At 65.2% G+C, this 17,143-nt stretch carries 24 protein-coding genes and 1 pseudogene; 1 reads left to right on the forward strand and 24 read right to left on the reverse strand.

Going from position 1 to position 17,143, the window contains the following annotated elements:
* Nucleotides 1-7: 7 nt before the first annotated feature.
* From CVM50_RS20765 to CVM50_RS20820, 12 genes are all read right to left on the reverse strand, one after another.
* Entirely contained in the window at nt 8-1,060 is a 1,053-nt protein-coding gene (locus tag CVM50_RS20765; protein ID WP_085890208.1) for an RluA family pseudouridine synthase, read from the reverse strand.
* Nucleotides 1,057-1,440, reverse strand: a complete 384-nt coding sequence (gene crcB / locus CVM50_RS20770; RefSeq protein WP_085890209.1) for a fluoride efflux transporter CrcB — start codon at nt 1,438-1,440, stop codon at nt 1,057-1,059. The genes CVM50_RS20765 and crcB overlap by 4 nt, the downstream gene beginning before the upstream one ends.
* Before the next feature lie 103 nt (nt 1,441-1,543).
* Entirely contained in the window at nt 1,544-2,884 is a 1,341-nt protein-coding gene (locus CVM50_RS20775; protein ID WP_085890210.1) for a replication-associated recombination protein A, read from the reverse strand.
* Nucleotide 2,885: 1 nt separating this feature from the next.
* Nucleotides 2,886-4,265, reverse strand: coding sequence for a trypsin-like peptidase domain-containing protein (locus CVM50_RS20780; RefSeq protein WP_085890211.1), 1,380 nt, complete (start codon nt 4,263-4,265; stop codon nt 2,886-2,888).
* A 178-nt stretch (nt 4,266-4,443) separates the two neighbouring features.
* Nucleotides 4,444-4,866, reverse strand: a complete 423-nt coding sequence (gene rplQ, locus CVM50_RS20785; RefSeq protein ID WP_085890212.1) for a 50S ribosomal protein L17 — start codon at nt 4,864-4,866, stop codon at nt 4,444-4,446.
* Between the two features lie 202 nt (nt 4,867-5,068).
* Nucleotides 5,069-6,085: a DNA-directed RNA polymerase subunit alpha gene (locus tag CVM50_RS20790; RefSeq protein ID WP_085890213.1), complete on the reverse strand. Its 1,017-nt coding sequence runs from the start codon at nt 6,083-6,085 to the stop codon at nt 5,069-5,071.
* A gap of 116 nt (nt 6,086-6,201) precedes the next feature.
* The gene (rpsK, locus tag CVM50_RS20795; RefSeq protein ID WP_058245136.1) at nt 6,202-6,594 is read right to left on the reverse strand and encodes a 30S ribosomal protein S11; all 393 of its coding nucleotides are present in this window, start codon (nt 6,592-6,594) and stop codon (nt 6,202-6,204) included.
* Nucleotides 6,595-6,609: 15 nt separating this feature from the next.
* Nucleotides 6,610-6,978: a 30S ribosomal protein S13 gene (gene rpsM, locus CVM50_RS20800; protein ID WP_085890214.1), complete on the reverse strand. Its 369-nt coding sequence runs from the start codon at nt 6,976-6,978 to the stop codon at nt 6,610-6,612.
* Between the two features lie 622 nt (nt 6,979-7,600).
* Nucleotides 7,601-8,179 (reverse strand): adenylate kinase, encoded by a 579-nt coding sequence (locus tag CVM50_RS20805; protein WP_085890215.1) that lies wholly within the window; start codon nt 8,177-8,179, stop codon nt 7,601-7,603.
* The gene (gene secY, locus CVM50_RS20810; protein ID WP_085890216.1) at nt 8,176-9,540 is read right to left on the reverse strand and encodes a preprotein translocase subunit SecY; all 1,365 of its coding nucleotides are present in this window, start codon (nt 9,538-9,540) and stop codon (nt 8,176-8,178) included. The genes CVM50_RS20805 and secY overlap by 4 nt, the downstream gene beginning before the upstream one ends.
* 108 nt (nt 9,541-9,648) lie before the next feature.
* Nucleotides 9,649-10,119, reverse strand: coding sequence for a 50S ribosomal protein L15 (gene rplO / locus CVM50_RS20815; protein WP_085890217.1), 471 nt, complete (start codon nt 10,117-10,119; stop codon nt 9,649-9,651).
* Nucleotides 10,120-10,316: 197 nt separating this feature from the next.
* Nucleotides 10,317-10,601: a hypothetical protein gene (locus CVM50_RS20820; RefSeq protein ID WP_143515673.1), complete on the reverse strand. Its 285-nt coding sequence runs from the start codon at nt 10,599-10,601 to the stop codon at nt 10,317-10,319.
* A gap of 183 nt (nt 10,602-10,784) precedes the next feature.
* Here CVM50_RS20820 and CVM50_RS20825 point away from each other — a divergent pair, with 183 nt between their 5' ends.
* Nucleotides 10,785-11,639, forward strand: coding sequence for a hypothetical protein (locus CVM50_RS20825; RefSeq protein WP_085890219.1), 855 nt, complete (start codon nt 10,785-10,787; stop codon nt 11,637-11,639).
* Nucleotides 11,640-11,648: 9 nt separating this feature from the next.
* On the opposite strand, the gene CVM50_RS20830 is transcribed toward CVM50_RS20825, so the two are convergent.
* From CVM50_RS20830 to rpmC, 12 genes and pseudogenes are all read right to left on the reverse strand, one after another.
* Complete coding sequence (locus tag CVM50_RS20830) at nt 11,649-12,398, reverse strand: gamma-glutamylcyclotransferase (RefSeq protein ID WP_157792262.1); 750 nt, start codon at nt 12,396-12,398, stop codon at nt 11,649-11,651.
* A gap of 182 nt (nt 12,399-12,580) precedes the next feature.
* Nucleotides 12,581-12,766: a 50S ribosomal protein L30 gene (gene rpmD / locus CVM50_RS20835; protein WP_010137495.1), complete on the reverse strand. Its 186-nt coding sequence runs from the start codon at nt 12,764-12,766 to the stop codon at nt 12,581-12,583.
* 12 nt (nt 12,767-12,778) lie between these two features.
* Nucleotides 12,779-13,351 carry a 30S ribosomal protein S5 gene (gene rpsE / locus CVM50_RS20840; RefSeq protein ID WP_085890221.1) on the reverse strand — a complete coding sequence of 191 codons (573 nt, stop codon included), beginning with the start codon at nt 13,349-13,351 and terminating at the stop codon, nt 12,779-12,781.
* A 195-nt stretch (nt 13,352-13,546) separates the two neighbouring features.
* On the reverse strand, nt 13,547-13,906 hold the full coding sequence (gene rplR, locus CVM50_RS20845) for a 50S ribosomal protein L18 (protein ID WP_085890222.1): 360 nt from the start codon (nt 13,904-13,906) through the stop codon (nt 13,547-13,549).
* Between the two features lie 11 nt (nt 13,907-13,917).
* Complete coding sequence (rplF, locus tag CVM50_RS20850) at nt 13,918-14,451, reverse strand: 50S ribosomal protein L6 (RefSeq protein ID WP_085890223.1); 534 nt, start codon at nt 14,449-14,451, stop codon at nt 13,918-13,920.
* A gap of 11 nt (nt 14,452-14,462) precedes the next feature.
* On the reverse strand, nt 14,463-14,855 hold the full coding sequence (gene rpsH / locus CVM50_RS20855) for a 30S ribosomal protein S8 (RefSeq protein WP_085890224.1): 393 nt from the start codon (nt 14,853-14,855) through the stop codon (nt 14,463-14,465).
* 14 nt (nt 14,856-14,869) lie between these two features.
* A complete protein-coding gene (gene rpsN, locus CVM50_RS20860; protein ID WP_085890225.1) occupies nt 14,870-15,175 on the reverse strand; it encodes a 30S ribosomal protein S14 in 306 nt (101 codons plus the stop codon).
* Nucleotides 15,176-15,196: 21 nt separating this feature from the next.
* Nucleotides 15,197-15,760, reverse strand: coding sequence for a 50S ribosomal protein L5 (gene rplE / locus CVM50_RS20865; RefSeq protein ID WP_085890226.1), 564 nt, complete (start codon nt 15,758-15,760; stop codon nt 15,197-15,199).
* Nucleotides 15,753-16,064: a 50S ribosomal protein L24 gene (rplX, locus tag CVM50_RS20870; protein WP_085890227.1), complete on the reverse strand. Its 312-nt coding sequence runs from the start codon at nt 16,062-16,064 to the stop codon at nt 15,753-15,755. Before rplX ends, rplE begins: the two co-directional genes overlap by 8 nt.
* On the reverse strand, nt 16,064-16,432 hold the full coding sequence (gene rplN / locus CVM50_RS20875) for a 50S ribosomal protein L14 (protein ID WP_009574016.1): 369 nt from the start codon (nt 16,430-16,432) through the stop codon (nt 16,064-16,066). The genes rplX and rplN overlap by 1 nt, the downstream gene beginning before the upstream one ends.
* 171 nt (nt 16,433-16,603) lie before the next feature.
* Nucleotides 16,604-16,831: pseudogene (gene rpsQ, locus CVM50_RS20880) on the reverse strand (30S ribosomal protein S17); the annotation flags it as partial.
* A gap of 11 nt (nt 16,832-16,842) precedes the next feature.
* Nucleotides 16,843-17,046: a 50S ribosomal protein L29 gene (rpmC, locus tag CVM50_RS20885; RefSeq protein ID WP_085890229.1), complete on the reverse strand. Its 204-nt coding sequence runs from the start codon at nt 17,044-17,046 to the stop codon at nt 16,843-16,845.
* Nucleotides 17,047-17,143 lie beyond the last annotated feature (97 nt).

Consider the following 17,143-nt stretch of genomic DNA (forward strand, 5'->3'; position numbering starts at 1 on the left):
GCGGTCCTCAGTCCAGCGGTTCGTCGAGATCGAAGGGATCCTTGCGCACGGTATCCTCGGACCAGCCGAAGTGGTCCCAACTGCGCTTCATGTGATCGGGCAGCGGCGCTTCCAGCTCGATCTCCTTGCCGGTGAAGGGATGGGTGAACCGCAGAAGACGGGCGTGCAGATGCAGCTTGCGGCTGATCTCGCCGCCCAGTTGCGCCCCCCAGCCGTCGCCGAGGTTCTCCTGGCTGGATCCGCCGTATTTGCCGTCGCCAATGATCGGATGGCCCATCTCGGCCATATGGGCGCGCAGCTGGTGCGTGCGGCCCGTGACCGGCACCAGGCCGACCCAGGCGGCGCGCTGACCCAGGCGCCACAGCACCGAGTAATCCGACACCGCGCGTTTCGCGCCGGGGGTGCTGTCGACGTCGCGCGGATGCACGCAGATCATCTTCTCCCCCTCGCCGCCGGAGCCATGGCCCGGGGCCTTCACAAGGCCGAACTTGATCGTGCCCATGTAGGGCTGCGGCACGCCGGCCACCAGCGCCCAGTAGATCTTGCGAGTCTCGCGCGAGCGGAAGGCGCCGGTCAGCTTCGAGGCCGCCTCGCGCGTGCGCGCCAAAAGCAGCAGGCCCGAGGTGTCCTTGTCGAGGCGATGCACCAGGCGGGGTTTCTCGTCGTAGTCGAAGCGCAGCGCCTCGGACAGCCCGTCAACGTGGCGGGTCTGTTTCGAGCCGCCCTGCACCGGCAGACCGGCGGGCTTGTTCAGGGCGATGATATGGTCGTCCATCCACAGCACGGCGTCGCGCATCATCTTGGCGTCGTCGTCGCTGATGCGCGGGCCCGCCTGGGGCGCGGGCGCCTCGCCCTCGGGGATCGGCGGCACGCGCAGGACCTGGCCGGGGGCCAGCCGGGTGTTGGATTTCACCCGCCCGCCATCCACGCGCAGCTCGCCCTTGCGGCACATCTTCTCGATGCGCCCTTGCGTCAGCTGCGGGAAGGTCCGCCGCATCCAGCGGTCCAGCCGCATGTCGGCGTCACCCGCCGGGATCTCGATCTGCTGCACACCGCTCATACCAATACCGCCCGCATCGCGTAGGTGCCCGCGACGATGGCCGCGAGCGAAAGAATGACATTGATCCCGACGTAAACCGCAGCCAGCCCCGGCTCCCCCCGCTCATAAAGCGTGAAGGCCTCCAGCGAGAAGGAGGAGAAGGTGGTGAAGCCGCCCAGGATCCCCGTCGCCAGGAAGGGGTTCCAGTGGCCCAGGCCCTTTTCGCCGATGACCACCACCAGCACCCCCATCAGGAAGGAGCCGAGGATGTTGACGAAGATCACGCCCACCGGGATCGGCAGGCCGGGCCCGAAGACGCGCATCAAACCCACCCCCGACAGGTATCGGAGCGAGGCGCCAACGGCGCCTCCGGCGGCAACTTGAAGAACGGTCAGGATCATCCGGCGTCTGTCGCGCGCGGGCCCGCGGTTGTCAAGTTTTACAAGGGTGTCGACGGGGTATTAGCCGGGTTGCGCAGGGCGCCCGGCCCACGCCGCACCGGCATCAGGTCCCGGGGTTGCCCGCGCGTTTCGCCCGCAGCTTGGCGAAATACTCGATCCGCTTCTTCAGGTCACGCTCGAACCCGCGTTCGACGGGCTGATAGAACTCGGTGCGCTGCATCTCCTCGGGGAAGTAGTTCTGCCCCGAGAAGCCATCCTCGGCATCGTGGTCATAGGCGTAGCCGGCACCATAGCCCTGCCCCGCCATGAACTTCGTCGGCGCATTCATGATGTGTTTGGGCGGCATCACGCTGCCCGTCTTGCGGGCCTGGGCGCGGGCGGCGAGATAGGCCATCTCGGTCGCGTTCGATTTGGGCGCCAGGGCCAGGTAGATCACCGCATTGGCCAGGGCCTGTTCCCCCTCGGGGCTGCCCAGGCGTTCGTAGACCTGCCAGGCGTCCAGGCAGACGGTCTGCGCTTGGGGATCGGCCAGGCCGATGTCCTCGACCGACATGCGGGTGATCCGCCGCGCCAGATAGCGCGGGTCCTCGCCCCCCTCCAGCATCCGGCAGAACCAGTAGAGCGCCGCATCCGGGTCGCTGCCCCGGACGGATTTGTGCAGCGCCGAGATCAGATTGTAGTGCTCGTCGCCCGACTTGTCGTATTTCGCCGCGCGCCGCATCAGCCGCGCCGACAGCTGCTCGGGCGTCAGCGGCTCCTTCGTCTTCCAGGCGGCGGCCTGTTCGACGAGGTTCAGGAAGGCGCGGCCATCGCCGTCGGCCATGGCCAAAAGTGCCTCGCGCGCCTCCGCCGTCAGCGGCAGCTTGCGGCCCAGGGCCTCTTCGGCGCGCTGCGCCATCTGTTCGAGGTCCTCCATCGACAGCCGTTCCAGCACCAGCACCTGAGAGCGTGACAGAAGCGCGGCGTTCAGCTCGAAGCTGGGGTTCTCGGTGGTCGCCCCGACCAGGAGGATCGTGCCGTCTTCCATATGCGGCAGGAAGCTGTCCTGCTGCGCCTTGTTGAAGCGGTGGATCTCATCGACGAACAGCAGCGTCCCCTGCCCCATGCGGCGGTGCTGCTTGGCCGTCTCGAAGACCTTCTTCAGGTCCGCCACGCCGGAAAAGATCGCGCTGATCTGGACGAAGTGCAGGTTGGTTTCATGGGCCAGCAGACGCGCCATGGTGGTCTTGCCGGTGCCGGGCGGCCCCCAGAAGATCAGCGAGGACAGCGAGCCCGACTCCAGCATCACCGTCAGTGGTGCATCGGGGCCGATGACCTGGCGCTGGCCGATCACCTCGGCCAGGGTCTGCGGACGCAGCCGGTCGGCCAGCGGGCGCGGCGCGCTGTTGCCGCCGCCCTCTGCGCCGGCCGTTCCGTCGGCCCCGTTGTCAAAGAGATCCACCATGTCAGAGCCGGAAGCGCAGGGACAGGCTGCGCCCGTCGCGCAGCACGGTCAGTTGCAGGAAGACGTTGGCGCGGGTCAGCGCGACCTCGGCCATGGGGGCGCCGTCGACCACAGTGTCATTGACGGCCTGGATCACGTCGCCCCGTTGCAGGCCCGCACGGGCGCCGATGGCGCCGGGGTCGTCGATCATCGCGCCCCGGGCGTCCTGCGGCAGCTGGTTTTCCGCGATCACGGCGGGGTTCACGGTGATCAGCCGCATGCCCGGCAGGGCCGAGGCCTGACCGGTGGTCACCGGGTCACGCGGCGGATCCTCGGGTGGCGGCGCCAGGGTCACCTCGATCTCGCGCTCCCGGCCATCGCGCAGGCGCGTCACCCACACCGCATTGCCAAGGCCCGCCACGGTCATGCGGAAGATCATCTCCGGCGGGGAGGAGACCGGCATGCCATCGACCGCCAGGATCACGTCGCCGGGCTGAAACCCCGCGTCGGCGAAGGGCGAGGCCGGGTGCATCTGAGTGATGGCGATCCCCTCGGGCCGGTCGAGCCCGAAATGCGCCGCCATGTCCGCATCGACGCTTTGCCCGGTGATGCCGGCCCAGGGGCGCTGGAAGCGATCATTGCCGGCCTCGGCCTGGTCCAGGACCTGCGCCACGAGGCTGGCGGGAATGGCGAACCCGATGCCGTTGGAGCCGCCAGAGCGTGACAGGATCGAGGTGTTCACGCCGATCAGGTCGCCGTTGATATCGATCAGCGCACCACCCGAGTTGCCCGGATTGATCGGCGCATCGGTCTGGATGAAATAGCCACGTTCGTTGCCCGTGGCCGTGCCCGAGCGCGCCAGCCCAGACACGATGCCGGAACTGACGGTCTGGCCCACGCCGAAGGGGTTGCCGATGGCCAGCACCAGCTCGCCCACCTCAACGGTGTCGCTGTCGCGCAGCTCCAGGTGCGGCATGTCCTGCGCCCCCTCCAGCTTCAGGATCGCCAGGTCCGCCTGGGGATCCGACAGCAGAACCGTGGCATCGAATTCTCGCCGGTCGTTCAGCACCACCTTGATCTCATCCGCCTGGCCGACGACGTGGTAATTCGACACCACGTAGCCGTCGTCGGACAGGATCACCCCGGAGCCGAGCGAGTTCTGCACCCGCGGTCGCGACGGCGCGAAGTTGCGGAAGAACTCGGAGAAGATCGGATCATTGGCAAAGGGCGAAGACCGCGTTTCGACGATCCGCTTGGCGTAGATGTTGACCACCGCCGGCGTCGCCTCCTTCACCAGGGGCGCGAAGCTGAGGGTGATCTCCTCCTTCGAGAACGGGATGCGGGCCTGGGCGGGCAGCGCCAGGGCGCAGGCGAGGCAGAGGGCGGCAAGAGCTCGGAACACCTGGGGGCCTTTCTCTGTGCGTGGGGCGTGGCCCCAGATATGCGGAGCGCGGGCGGGAATGGCAACCCAGGCGAGCTCACCAGCGCGTGCGCAAGGGCGGGCGGCGCGGCGCGGGGCAAAGGAAAACCCCCGGCGCCTGGGGCACCGGGGGTTCGGAAATCAGGTCGGAAGGCCGGAATTACTCGGCGGCTTCTTCCGCTTCCAGGCGGGCCTTGTCGGCTGCGCCCTTGGCGTCGACGTCGCGGTCGACGAATTCGATGATCGCCATCGGCGCCATGTCGCCGTAGCGGAAGCCGGCTTTCATGATGCGGATGTAGCCACCCTGACGGTCGGCGTAGCGCGGGCCGAGGACGTCGAACAGCTTCTGGACCAAGGCGTCCTGCTTCAGCTTGGAGGCGGCCTGACGGCGGGCGTGCAGATCATCACCGCCACGCTTGGCGAGGGTGATCAGCTTCTCGACGATCGGACGCAGTTCCTTGGCCTTGGGCAGGGTGGTCTTGATCTGCTCGTGCTCGATGAGCGAGCCGGCCATGTTCGACCACAGGGCCTTGCGGTGTTCGTGGGTACGGTTGAGGCGACGGTAGCCTTTTGCGTGACGCATGTGTCTTACTCCTATGTGCCCTCTACGGGCGGTTTTGCTTTGTCCGGCCGGCGATGCGTGTCACCGACTCTCCTTGGGGCACTTGCCCGAGGGCGCCCGGATAGCCCGGTCCGCCCATTTGTGCAACAGCGAGACGGGCCCGTTGTCGCGAAAAAGGCAAGGCGGGGATCCCCCCGCCCTGCCCAAGTTCCGGTCGCTGACCTCAGAAGTGATCTTCGAACTTCTTGGCCAGGTCTTCGATGTTGTCCGGCGGCCAGTCCTCGACATCCATACCCAGGTGCAGGCCCATGCCCGACAGCACTTCCTTGATCTCGTTCAGGGACTTGCGGCCGAAGTTCGGCGTGCGCAGCATCTCTGCTTCGGTCTTCTGGATCAGGTCGCCGATGTAGACGATGTTGTCGTTCTTCAGGCAGTTTGCCGAACGGACCGAGAGCTCCAGCTCGTCGACCTTCTTCAGCAGCAGCGGGTTGAACTCGAGACCGTCGTCCTCGTCCTGGCGGCCGGCGGATTCGGGCTCTTCGAAGTTCACAAAGATCGACAGCTGGTCCTGGAGGATGCGGGCGGCATAGGCCACGGCATCATCCGGCGTGATCGACCCATCGGTGTCGATCTTCATGGTCAGCTTGTCATAGTCCAGCACCTGGCCCTCACGGGTGGGCTGCACATCGTAGGAGACCTTCTTGATCGGCGAGTAGATCGCGTCGATCGGGATCAGGCCGATGGGTGCATCCTCGGGCTTGTTGCGGTCGGCGGGGACGTAGCCCTTGCCGGTGTTCACGGTCAGCTCCATGAACAGGTCCGCACCTTCGTCGAGGTGGCAGATGATGTGATCCTTGTTCAGGACCTCGATGCCTGCGCTTTCGGAGATCTCGCCGGCGGTGACGGCCCCCGGACCCTTGGCGGAAATCGACAGGCGCTTCGGCCCCTCGACCTCCATCCGCAGGGCGACGCCCTTCAGGTTCAGGACGATGTCGGTGACGTCTTCACGCACACCGGCAACGGAGGAGAACTCGTGCAGGACGTTGTCGATCTGCACGGAGGTGATGGCAGCGCCCTGAAGCGACGACATCAGCACGCGACGCAGCGCGTTGCCGAGCGTCAGACCGAAGCCGCGTTCCAGCGGTTCGGCAACGACGGTCGCCTGGCGCGCCGGGTCATTGCCCGGTTTCACGTCAAGCTGAGTCGGCTTGATCAGTTCGGCCCAATTCTTGTGGATCATGCGTGTCTCCTCAATTCCTGTCCCGACCCCATGTCCGAAGGTCGGCACGCCCGAGGTTTAAAAAGACGAAAGAGAGGCCGCGCCGTGGCGCGACCCCCCGAAATGGGTATATCCGATCAGACGCGACGGCGCTTCGGCGGGCGGCAGCCATTGTGGGCGATCGGGGTCACATCACGGATCGAGGTGATGTTGAAACCGATTGCGGCCAGGGCGCGCAGTGCGGATTCACGGCCCGAACCGGGGCCCTGCACTTCGACTTCGAGGGTCTTCACACCGTGTTCCTGTGCCTTCTTGCCTGCGTCTTCGGCAGCCATCTGAGCGGCATAGGGGGTGGATTTCCGCGAGCCCTTGAAGCCCATGGTGCCGGCGGACGACCACGAAATGGCGTTGCCCTGCACGTCAGAGATCAGGATCTTGGTGTTGTTGAAGCTGGAGTTAACGTGTGCAACGCCAGCTGCGATGTTCTTGGAGACCTTTTTCTTGCCCCCACGACGGGTATCACGTGCCATGTCTGCGTACTCCCCTTACTTCTTCTTGCCGGCGATCGGCTTCGCGGGGCCCTTGCGGGTCCGTGCGTTGGTGTGGGTACGCTGACCGCGAACCGGCAGGTTGCGGCGGTGACGAAGACCGCGGTAGCAGCCGAGGTCCATCAGACGCTTGATGTTCATCTGCGTCTCACGGCGCAGGTCGCCTTCCACGGTGTAGTTGGCGTCGATGTGCTCACGGATGGAGAGCACTTCGGCGTCGGACAGCTCGTTCACGCGACGGGTTGCGTCGATGTTCACGGCTTCGCAGATGGCTTTGGCCGAGGAGGGGCCGATACCGGTGATGTAGGTGAGGGCGATGGGCACCCGCTTTGCAGTCGGGATATTAACGCCGGCGATACGTGCCAATGGTCACTTTCCTTCGGTTGCGGATCCGTAGCTCCAGATCCTTTTTTCACAACAGGATGGCCCGAGGTACGGTGACCTTGGGCCATGTCTGAATACGGACTACTGGGCATATGCGGGAATCGCGGACGCCCTCGTAGATAGGGCTGCGTAGGGGGGAATGGGCGGGGGGTCAACCCCTTTTTCACCGTTCCGTGCCACCCCGCGCGACATGGCGGGGGTGTGCAGGGACGGGACCCCTGCGGCATGGTCCCTGAACCGCAGGTCACCGCAGAAAGGTACATCGCGCGCCCGGCGGGATCAAGGGGATCGCACAGGCCGGGGCCGGCTCGATCTCCCCTGGCTTTGCCACCGGGTGTCAGTCGTAGGGATGAAAGGTCAGCCGCGGGGGCGTCCGGCCCTCAGGGAGCCTCCCCGCGGCATCGGCCAAGACTGGCCGAGCAGCAAGGATCGCGATCAGGCACAGGACGGGACGGCAGAAGGAGCTACGCATGCCCTACCCTGCCCCCGCAGGCCGGGCAGAGACCAATGACAAGCACCGTCAGGAACGGCACGACCCTGCCGCCAAAACGCAACGGGGCGCCCGAAGGCGCCCCGCAGGCAAAGATCGCGATGTCGTGCCTGGTCAGGCGTCGAGGATCGCGCCGATGGAGGCTTTCACCACATTCATCTCGGCCAGGCCGTCCACGCGCTTCAGGTTGCCCTTCGCGTGATAGTAGCCGAGCAGCGGCGAGGTCTTCTTGTAGTATTCCATGAGGCGCTTCTTCAGGCTTTCCTCATTGTCGTCGGCCCGGGCGGTGCCGCCGGCGGCCACGGTTTCGCGGGCCCGGCCCACGATCCGGTCCACCAGCACCTCATCCCGCACGCGCAGTTCGATCGCGTAGTCGAGCGTCTGGCCTTCTTCCTCCAGCAGCGCCTGCAGCGCATCTGCCTGGGCCAGGGTGCGGGGGAAGCCGTCGAAGATGAAACCACCCTTCTGCGGGCCTTCCAGCTTCTCGCGGATCAGGCCGATGACGATCTCGTCGGTGACGAGCTCGCCCCGGTCCATGACCTCGGCGACCTTGTTGCCCATTTCCGTGCCCGAGGTGCGAGCCTCGCGCAGCATGTCCCCGGTGGACAGCTGGATCATGTCCCGCTCTTTCACCAGGAACCCGGCCTGCGTGCCCTTGCCGGCGCCCGGCGGTCCAAGAAGAATGATATTCATCGGCGTGCAGCTCCTCCCTTGCGTGCGCGGCGCTTACCTTTACCGCGCAGCTGCGATTTTTCAATCAGGCCCTCGTACTGGTGCGCAAGAAGATGCGACTGGACCTGCTGGATCGTGTCCATGGTGACAGACACGACGATGAGCACCGAGGTGCCGCCGAAGTAGAAGGGCACGGCGAACTGGTTGCGCAGCACTTCGGGCAGCATGCAGACCAGAGCCAGGTAGCCGGCGCCGAGCACGAGGACGCGGTTGACCACATATTCCAGGTATTCGGCGGTCTTGGCGCCCGGACGGATGCCCGGCACGAAGCCGTTCTGGTTCTTCAGGTTGTCCGCCACGTCGTCGGTCTTGAAGGCGACGTTGTGGGTGTAGAAGTAGGCGAAGAAGACGATCATCGCGACGAAGAACAGCAGGTAGAGCGGCTGGCCGGGGCCGAAGTAGGCCAGGATCGTCGACATGACGGGACCCGAGTCGGCGCCCGAGAAGGTCGAGATCGTGGTCGGCAGCAGCAGCAGCGAGCTGGCGAAGATCGCCGGGATCACGCCCGCCGGGTTCACCTTGATCGGCAGGTGCGAGGAGCCACCGTCATAGACCTTCATCCCCACCTGGCGGCGGGGATACTGGATATGGATCTTGCGCAAGGCACGTTCCATGAAGACCACGAAGGCGATCACCGCGATCACCATCACGATCACGCCCACGATCACCGCGGGGCTGATGGCGCCCGAACGGCCCGAGGCGAAGAACTGTGCCAGGGCTGCGGGGACCTCGGCGATGATGCCGACGAAGATGATCAGGGAGATGCCGTTGCCGATGCCGCGGGCGGTGATCTGTTCACCGAGCCACATCATGAACATCGTGCCACCCACCAGGGTGATGACCGCCTCGACGCGGAAGAAGAGCCCCGGATCGGAGGCCAGGTCGCCCGCTTCCAGCGACACGGCCAGGCCATAGGCCTGCAGCGTGGCCAGCAGAACGGTGCCGTAACGGGTGTACTGGTTGATCTTCTTGCGGCCCTGTTCGCCTTCCTTCTTCAGCTGTTCCAGCGCCGGGACCATGGCGGTCATCAGCTGGACGATGATGGAGGCGGAAATATAGGGCATGATGCCCAGGGCGAAGATCCCCATGCGGCCCAAGGCGCCGCCGGTGAACATCGACAGCATGCCGCCGATCCCCTGGCCAGCGCCTTCCATGAACTCCCGCAGCGCGGCACCGTCGATGCCGGGAACGGGAATGTAGGTGCCCAGGCGGCAGATGATCAGCAACCCGATGGTGAAGAGGATGCGCTTGCGCAGCTCCGTGGCCTTGCCCAGGGCAGACCAGGAGGTGTTGGCAGCCATCTGTTCTGCTGCAGATACCATATGGCTCTCTTTCTTGGCAAAGCGCCGCCGAAGCCATTTTCAGGCTCGGCGGCGCTCAATGAGAAATGACGTGGCAAGATGTAAGCCGCCCGCGAGCGGCTCACAACCTTATTCCGCGGCTGCGGCAGCCACCTTCAGCGAACCACCGGCCTTTTCGACGGCCTCGATGGCCGACTTGGAGGCACCGGTGACTTCCAGGTTCACGGCAGTGGCGATGTCGCCCTTGGCCAGGATGCGGACACCGTCCAGCTTGCGGCGGACCAGGCCGGAGGCAACCAGCACGTCTTCGGTCACGGGAGCCTTGGTGTCGATCTTGCCGGCTTCGATGAAGGCGGCGATCAGGCCGAGGTTCACCACGGCGAATTTCTTGCGGTTGGGCTTGTTGAAGCCGCGCTTCGGCAGGCGCTGGTAGAGCGGCATCTGGCCGCCTTCGTAGCCCTTGATCGCGACGCCGGAGCGGGATTTCTGACCCTTGATACCACGGCCACCCATCTTACCACGGCCGGAACCCGGGCCACGGCCGATACGCTGCTTGCGCGGGGATGCGCCGGGATTGTCGCGAAGTTCGTTCAGTTTCATATCGCTTCTCCTTGGCCGGAAACGCCCCCGAAGCGGTTGGGACGAACGCGGCTTTTCTTGGTTGGTTGAACGCGGCCCCGATTCTGCGAACCGGGCCACCGGGCGCGTATAGGGCCTGTGCCTTCACGATGCAAGGCCAGCGGCAGCCCACCCGTCTCCGGACGGCGCCAATCAGGCCCGCCCGCGCGGGCCCCGGATCAGCAGCGCGCCTCCAGGTCCACGGTACGGCTGTTGACGCCCACGCCCAGGGTGACCGGGCGCGGCTGGCGGCAGACCGACAGCGTCAGGTCGGTATTGGTCACCAGGCCCTTGCGGCTGTTGACGCCCACCCCGACCGTGCCGTGCACGCCGGTCTGGGTTTCATAGGCCGGGGCGGGCCGGTAGCTGCTGCCGGAACAGGCAGTCAGTGCCAGCAGGGCCAAGAGGGACAGCGCCAGAAGGGATTGGGCCGGTGCGACGGCGGAACGGGTCGGGCGGGGCATCTGCATCTCCTCTGGGCTGCCCCCTATATGGCGCCTGCCCTTCATCCGGGCAAGAGTGCCGGGCGAAACCCTACGGTCGGGTAATCCACCGTTGATGGACGGGCCGCCCCGGTGCAATCTGTCGCAGGCGGGGCGGCACACCCGGCTAAGATTTGATCCGTTTCATTTCCAGGACATGCCACCATGCGCCCCCCTCTACGATTCGCCGCCGCCCTGCTGACCGGGCTGGCCTCCCTCGCCGGTCCCGCCGGCGCCCAATCCGCCTTTCCCGACATCACCGACGCCGTGCCCACCCAGGGTCGCGAGGTCCTGCGCTATGGCGAGGCGCGCGGCTGGACCGTCGGCCTGGGCCATTCCCCCGCAGGCGCCCCGATCTACTGCGCCGCCACATCGGGGCCGGACTGGTCGGAGATGACCATCGGCTACGCCACCAGCCAGTGGCAGTTGATCCTGCCGGTCACCTCCCGTCCCGACTGGGAGGGCACCCTGACCATCGACGGCCAGAGCACATCGGTCAGCGGCACCGCCGTGGACGGATGGACCATCGTCTGGCTGGCGGCCTGGGACGTCGAGGCCCTGATGCAGGGCAGCCAGCTCCGGGTGCAGATGGACAACCAGGTTTATGCGCGCCCGCTGGCCGGCTCTGCCGCCGCGATCCTGAAGGTTGACGAATGTGCCGCACGCAACGGGCTGGGCGGTGGCATGTTCAGCGAGGCTCAGGCCCCTGCCCCGACATCGCGCCCCGGTGGGGTGGAGCTCTCCTTCGGTTGTCCCGAACCGGGCACGGTGCGCTCCGTGGACGGGGGCACGCCCTTCACCGCGACCTTCCGCTATGCGGCGCAGAACCGGCCGATGACGATCTACTGGCTGGATCAGGCAGGCCAGCCGGTGCCGATCGGCCCCCTGGGGCCTAATGCGCCGGTGCTGACGGTCGATACCTACGGCGGGCATCATTTCATTGCCTTCGCCGACAGCGACCAGACCTGTCCGGGCGTCATCACCGCCCTGCCCGACTACGCCGAGATCCCGGTGCGCTGAGGCGCGGGCTCAGTCCTGGGTGGCGACCTGCGCAGGGCTGGGCCAGGCATCGACCTCGGCCAGCAGGGCGTCGAGGTCCGGATCGTCGATGCCCAGCTCCCGACAGCCGGCAATGACGTTTTCGAGGTACTCGCGGCTGGTGCCGAGGAACCCCTCACCGGTGGCAAGATAGCGGATCCGTTCGGCGTGAGGCAGATCCGCCTCGATCATCTCCGCATGCGGGTCGGCGACGAAGCACAGGGCCTGCACCTCGCCCTGCGCGGTCTCCACCGGGGCGAAGACGGCGTGGTAGCAGGGCGCGACCATCTCGCGGCGCCAGATCACCTCTGTCTCCTGCTCGGCGCAGGCGGCGGGTACGCGGAAGACGAGCCCCTCGCAGCTGCCCCCCTGGCCGAGGCCCGCCATGGCGCCGGGCGCGTCCGCCGTGCCGCGCGCGCCGCTGCGGTCCACCAGGCAGAAGGAGCGGTGATAGCCCGGCAGGGTGGCGCGGCGCAGCTCGGCAAAGTAGATCGCCGGATCCCACATCAATGACCCGTAGGCGAAGACCCAGATGTCCTCGCCGTAATGCGGCGCCAGGGTGGCGTGGCGCATCTCCTCACGCTCCTCGTCGGTATAGAGCGTGATCGGCTCTCCGCCCCGGCGCATCGCCTCCGCCTCCAGATCGGCGGGGACCATGGTGCGGAAGAAGCTCTCCTCCGGGTCACGGATCTTGCCGAGGAGGCCGGGATGGTGGCGAAAGGCGTCGGGGTCGAGGGGCATGGAATCTCCTGGCCGTCGTGAGGACGGCGCGGCTGGCCTCATTGGTAGAATTGGCGCGCAGGCGGGGCAACCGCAGCTCCCGCAGGTCGGTTGTGCGGCGCGGCGCGTCCCAAGCCCTGCGCATAGAAAAACGCCCCGGCCTTGCGACCGGGGCGTCCTGTTCACTCACCGTGAAGGAAGGCTCAGGCCTTCTCTTCGACGATCTCCACCAGGTGGGGGATCTTGCGGATCATGCCGCGCACGGAGGGGGTGTCCTCCAGTTCGCGGGTCTTGTGCATCTTGTTCAGTCCCAGGCCGATCAGCGTCTGGCGCTGGATGGCGGGGCGACGGATCGGGGAGCCGATCTGCTTGACGACGATGGTAGCCATGTTGAAGCCTCCTTACGCCTCTTCTGCGACCTGGGAGGAAGCGGCGGGCGCTTCGTCACGGGACGGCAGGATGTCGGCGACCTTCTTGCCACGACGCTGAGCCACCTGACGCGGGGAAGATTCCTTGGTCAGGCCGTTCAGGGTGGCGCGGATCATGTTGTAGGGGTTCTGCGAACCGGTCGACTTGGCGACCACGTCCTGGATGCCCAGCATCTCGAAGACGGCACGCATCGGGCCACCTGCGATGATCCCGGTACCTTGCGGTGCGGTGCGCATGACGACCTTGCCGGCACCGTGACGACCTTCGATGTCGTGGTGCAGGGTGCGGCCCTCTTTCAGGGGAACGCGGATCATCTGGCGCTTGGCCTGCTCGGTGGCTTTGCGGATGGCCTCGGGGACCTCCTTGGCCTTGCCCTTGCCGAAGCCGACGCGGCCCTTCTGGTCGCCCACGACGACGAGCGCGGCGAAGCCGAAACGCTTACCGCCCTTGACGGTCTTGGACACGCGGTTGATCGCTACCAGGCGATCGGCGAATTCCGGTGCTTCGTCGCGGTCGCGGCGGCCCCGGTTGTCATCTCTTGCCATGAGGCAATTCCTTCACTTCATGGGCGTGTCCTGTGACCGCCCGGGTTATCCAATCCAGGTGAGGCGCGTGACCCGTGGCCACGGCGTCTCCCGGATCATCGGGGCACCGAAGTGCCCGCAGCGGGGTCGAAAGGCGGGGACACCCCCGCCCGTCGGTAGATCGAAGGAGGCGGGGTTGCCCCCGCCTCCCGATGATCAGATTTTCAGGCCGCCTTCGCGGGCTGCGTCTGCCAGGGCTTTGATCGAGCCGTGGAACAGGAAGCCGCCACGGTCGAAATAGGCCTCTTCCACGCCGGCTTTCTTGGCGCGTTCGGCAATCGCCGCGCCGACCTTGGAGGCCGCCTCGACGTTGTTCTTGCCGACCATGCCCAGGTCCTTCTCCAGCGAGGAGGCGGAGGCCAGGGTGACGCCCTGAACATCGTCGATCAGCTGAACGCTGATGTTCTTGTTCGAGCGGTGCACGGAGAGACGCACGCGACCGGCGTTCACCTTGCGAAGCTTGTTCCGGACGCGCAGACGGCGCTTCAGAAACAGGGTACGTTTCGTATTTGCCATTTGTCTGGTCCTTACTTCTTCTTACCTTCCTTACGGAAGATAAACTCGTCCTTGTACTTGATACCCTTGCCTTTGTAGGGCTCGGGCTTGCGCCATTCGCGGATGTTCGCCGCGACCTGGCCCACAAGCTGGGCGTCATTGCCTTCGATCACGATTTCCGTGGGCTTCGGGGTCGTGACGGTCACGCCCTCCGGCACCGGGAAGTCGACGTCATGCGACAGGCCGAGGTTCAGTTTGACGATCTGACCCTGTGCCTGGGCACGATAACCCACACCGTTGATCTCCAGCTCTTTCTTGAAGCCGGTGGTCACGCCCTGGATCATGTTCGCGACCATGGTGCGCGACATGCCCCATTGCTGGCGCGCCCGCTTGGACGTGCCGCGGGGGGTGACGGTGACGGCGTTGTCTTCGACAGCGATCGTCACATCGTCAGTGGCGGTGAAGGTGTGGGTGCCCTTCGGCCCCTTCACTTCGACGGTCTGGCCGTCCAGCGTCGCGGTGACGCCGGAGGGCAGCTCGACCGGTTTCTTACCAATACGAGACATTACAGACCTCCTTAGAAGACCGTGCAGAGAACTTCGCCACCAACATTGTTGGAGCGAGCCGCTGCATCGGACATGACGCCCTTGGGCGTGGAGACAATCGACACACCCAGGCCCTGACGGACCTGCGGGATGTCCTTGACGCCCATGTAAACGCGACGGCCGGGGGTCGAAACCCGCTTCAGTTCGCGAATGACGGGAGCGCCTTCGTAGTACTTCAGGCCGATTTCCAGGGTCGGGTGACCGTGGGCGTCGGTGCCTTGCTCATAGCCGCGGATGTAGCCTTCGTCCGCCAGCACATCCAGAACCCAGGCGCGCAGCTTGGAAGCCGGCGTCGAGACGGTGGATTTGCCGCGCAGCGACGAGTTGCGGATACGGGTGAGCATATCGCCGATAGGATCGTTCATAATCTATGCCCTCCTTACCAGCTCGATTTCACGAGGCCGGGAACGAAACCGTTCGAGCCCAGTTCGCGCAGCATGATCCGCGACACCTTCAGCTTACGGTAGTAAGCGTGGGGACGGCCGGTCAGCTGGCAACGGTTATGCAGACGCGTCGGGGACGAGTTCCGCGGCAGTTTGGCAAGCTTCAGGGACGCGCGGAAACGCTCTTCCATGGGCTTGTCCTGGTCGTAGATGACCTCTTTCAGTTCAGCGCGCTTAGCGGCGTACTGAGCGACCAGGCGCTCCCGCTTCTTCTCGCGCTCGATCATGGATTTTTTAGCCATATCTAAATCTCCCTCGCGCGATCAGCTGGTGAAGGGCATGTTGAAATGCTTCAACAGCGCCTTGGCTTCTGCGTCGGTTTTCGCGGTGGTGGCGATGACGACATCGATACCCCAGACTTCATCGACCTTGTCGAAGTTGATCTCGGGGAAAACGATATGTTCCTTGATGCCCATGGCGTAGTTGCCACGGCCGTCGAACGACTTGCCGGAAACGCCGCGGAAGTCGCGGATCCGGGGCATCGCGATGGTGATCAGGCGATCCAGGAATTCGTACATGCGCTCGCCGCGCAGGGTGACCTTGGCACCAAGCGGCATGTCTTCACGGACGCGGAAGCCGGCGATCGACTTCTTTGCCTTGGTGATGACGGCCATCTGGCCGGCGATCTGGCTCAGGTCTTCCTGGGCTGCTTTCGCCTTCTTGGTGTCCTTCACGGCCTCGGCGCCACAGCCGATGTTCAGAACGATCTTGTCCAGCTTGGGGATCATCATCTCGTTCTTGTAGCCGAACTCTTCTTTCAGAGCAGGCCGGATCGTGTCGGCGTAGACGGCCTTCAGACGCGGGGTGTAGTTCGCGGTATCAAGCATCGATCACGTCCCCCGTGGTCTTGGCGTAGCGGACTTTCTTGTCGCCTTCGGTCTTGAAGCCGACGCGGGTCGCTTTGCCGTTGGCATCGACGAACGCCAGGTTCGACAGGTCGATCGGCAGGGCCTTGGGCAGGCGGCCACCTTGCGACGTCTGGGTCTGGCGGGTGTGACGGACGGCCATGTTCAGGCCCTCCACGACGGCCTTGCCGGCCTTCGGATCGACGAGGGTGATCTCACCGGTCTTGCCCTTGTCCTTGCCAGACAGGACCATGACGGTGTCACCTTTTTTCAGCTTGGCGGCCATCAGAGCACCTCCGGAGCCAGCGAAATGATCTTCATGAAGTTCTTGGCGCGCAGCTCGCGAACAACCGGTCCGAAGATACGGGTACCAACGGGTTCGTTGTTGTTGTTGAGGATGACGGCGGCGTTGCGATCGAAGCGGATCGCGGTGCCATCTTCACGACGGACTTCCTTGGCGGTGCGCACGACGACGGCCTTGCGGACGTCACCTTTCTTCACGCGGCCGCGCGGGATGGCTTCCTTGACGGAAACGACAATGATGTCGCCCACCGACGCATAGCGACGGTGCGAGCCACCCAGGACCTTGATGCACTGAACTCGGCGTGCGCCGGAGTTGTCAGCGACATCCAGATTGGTCTGCATCTGGATCATGTGGTTTCTCCCGACCTTTGAGGGCTGTTCTGGTTAGATCCCCCAGGGTTTCGACGGGAGGCCGGGGCTTCAGTGAGCCGCGGCCTCGTGCTCTGCATGACGCTTCGCATCCAGCTCTTGCTGAAGCTTGGCGTGTTCTTCGCGCTCGATCCGATCGGCTTCGATCATCTCGGCGGTCATCACTTCCCAGCGTTTGGTCTTCGACTTCGGCGCGCATTCGCGAATGCGGACGGCGTCACCGACCTTGAACTGGTTGTTCTCATCGTGAGCCCGGTACTTCTTGGACTTACGAATGGTCTTTTTCAGAACCGGGTGCGTGAAACGACGTTCGACGGACACGGTCACGGTCTGGGCGTTGGCATCGGAGGTGACAACACCGCGAAGGATACGTTTGGGCATCGGAAAGCTCCTTATTCGCCGGCTGCTTCAGCAGCTTTTTCGTTCAGAACCGTCAGGACCTGAGCCGCTTCGCGGCGGGCCTTGCGCATCTGCGCCGGGTTCTCAAGCTGGCCGGTGGCCTGCTGGAAACGAAGGTTGAACTGGGCTTTCTTCAGCTCGGCCAGCTGTTCGCGCAGCTGGTCCGGAGTCTTCTCGCGAAGCTCTTTGGCGCTCATGGCGCTTCCTTTCCTTCCTTGCACCGGCAGGCCCCTCTGACGGGTGACCCGCGAATCCGGTGGGTTATGTAAGAACAATGAGCGCTGCCTATACGCC

Source organism: Pseudooceanicola marinus (assembly GCF_002786295.1).
GTDB lineage: Bacteria > Pseudomonadota > Alphaproteobacteria > Rhodobacterales > Rhodobacteraceae > Pseudooceanicola > Pseudooceanicola marinus.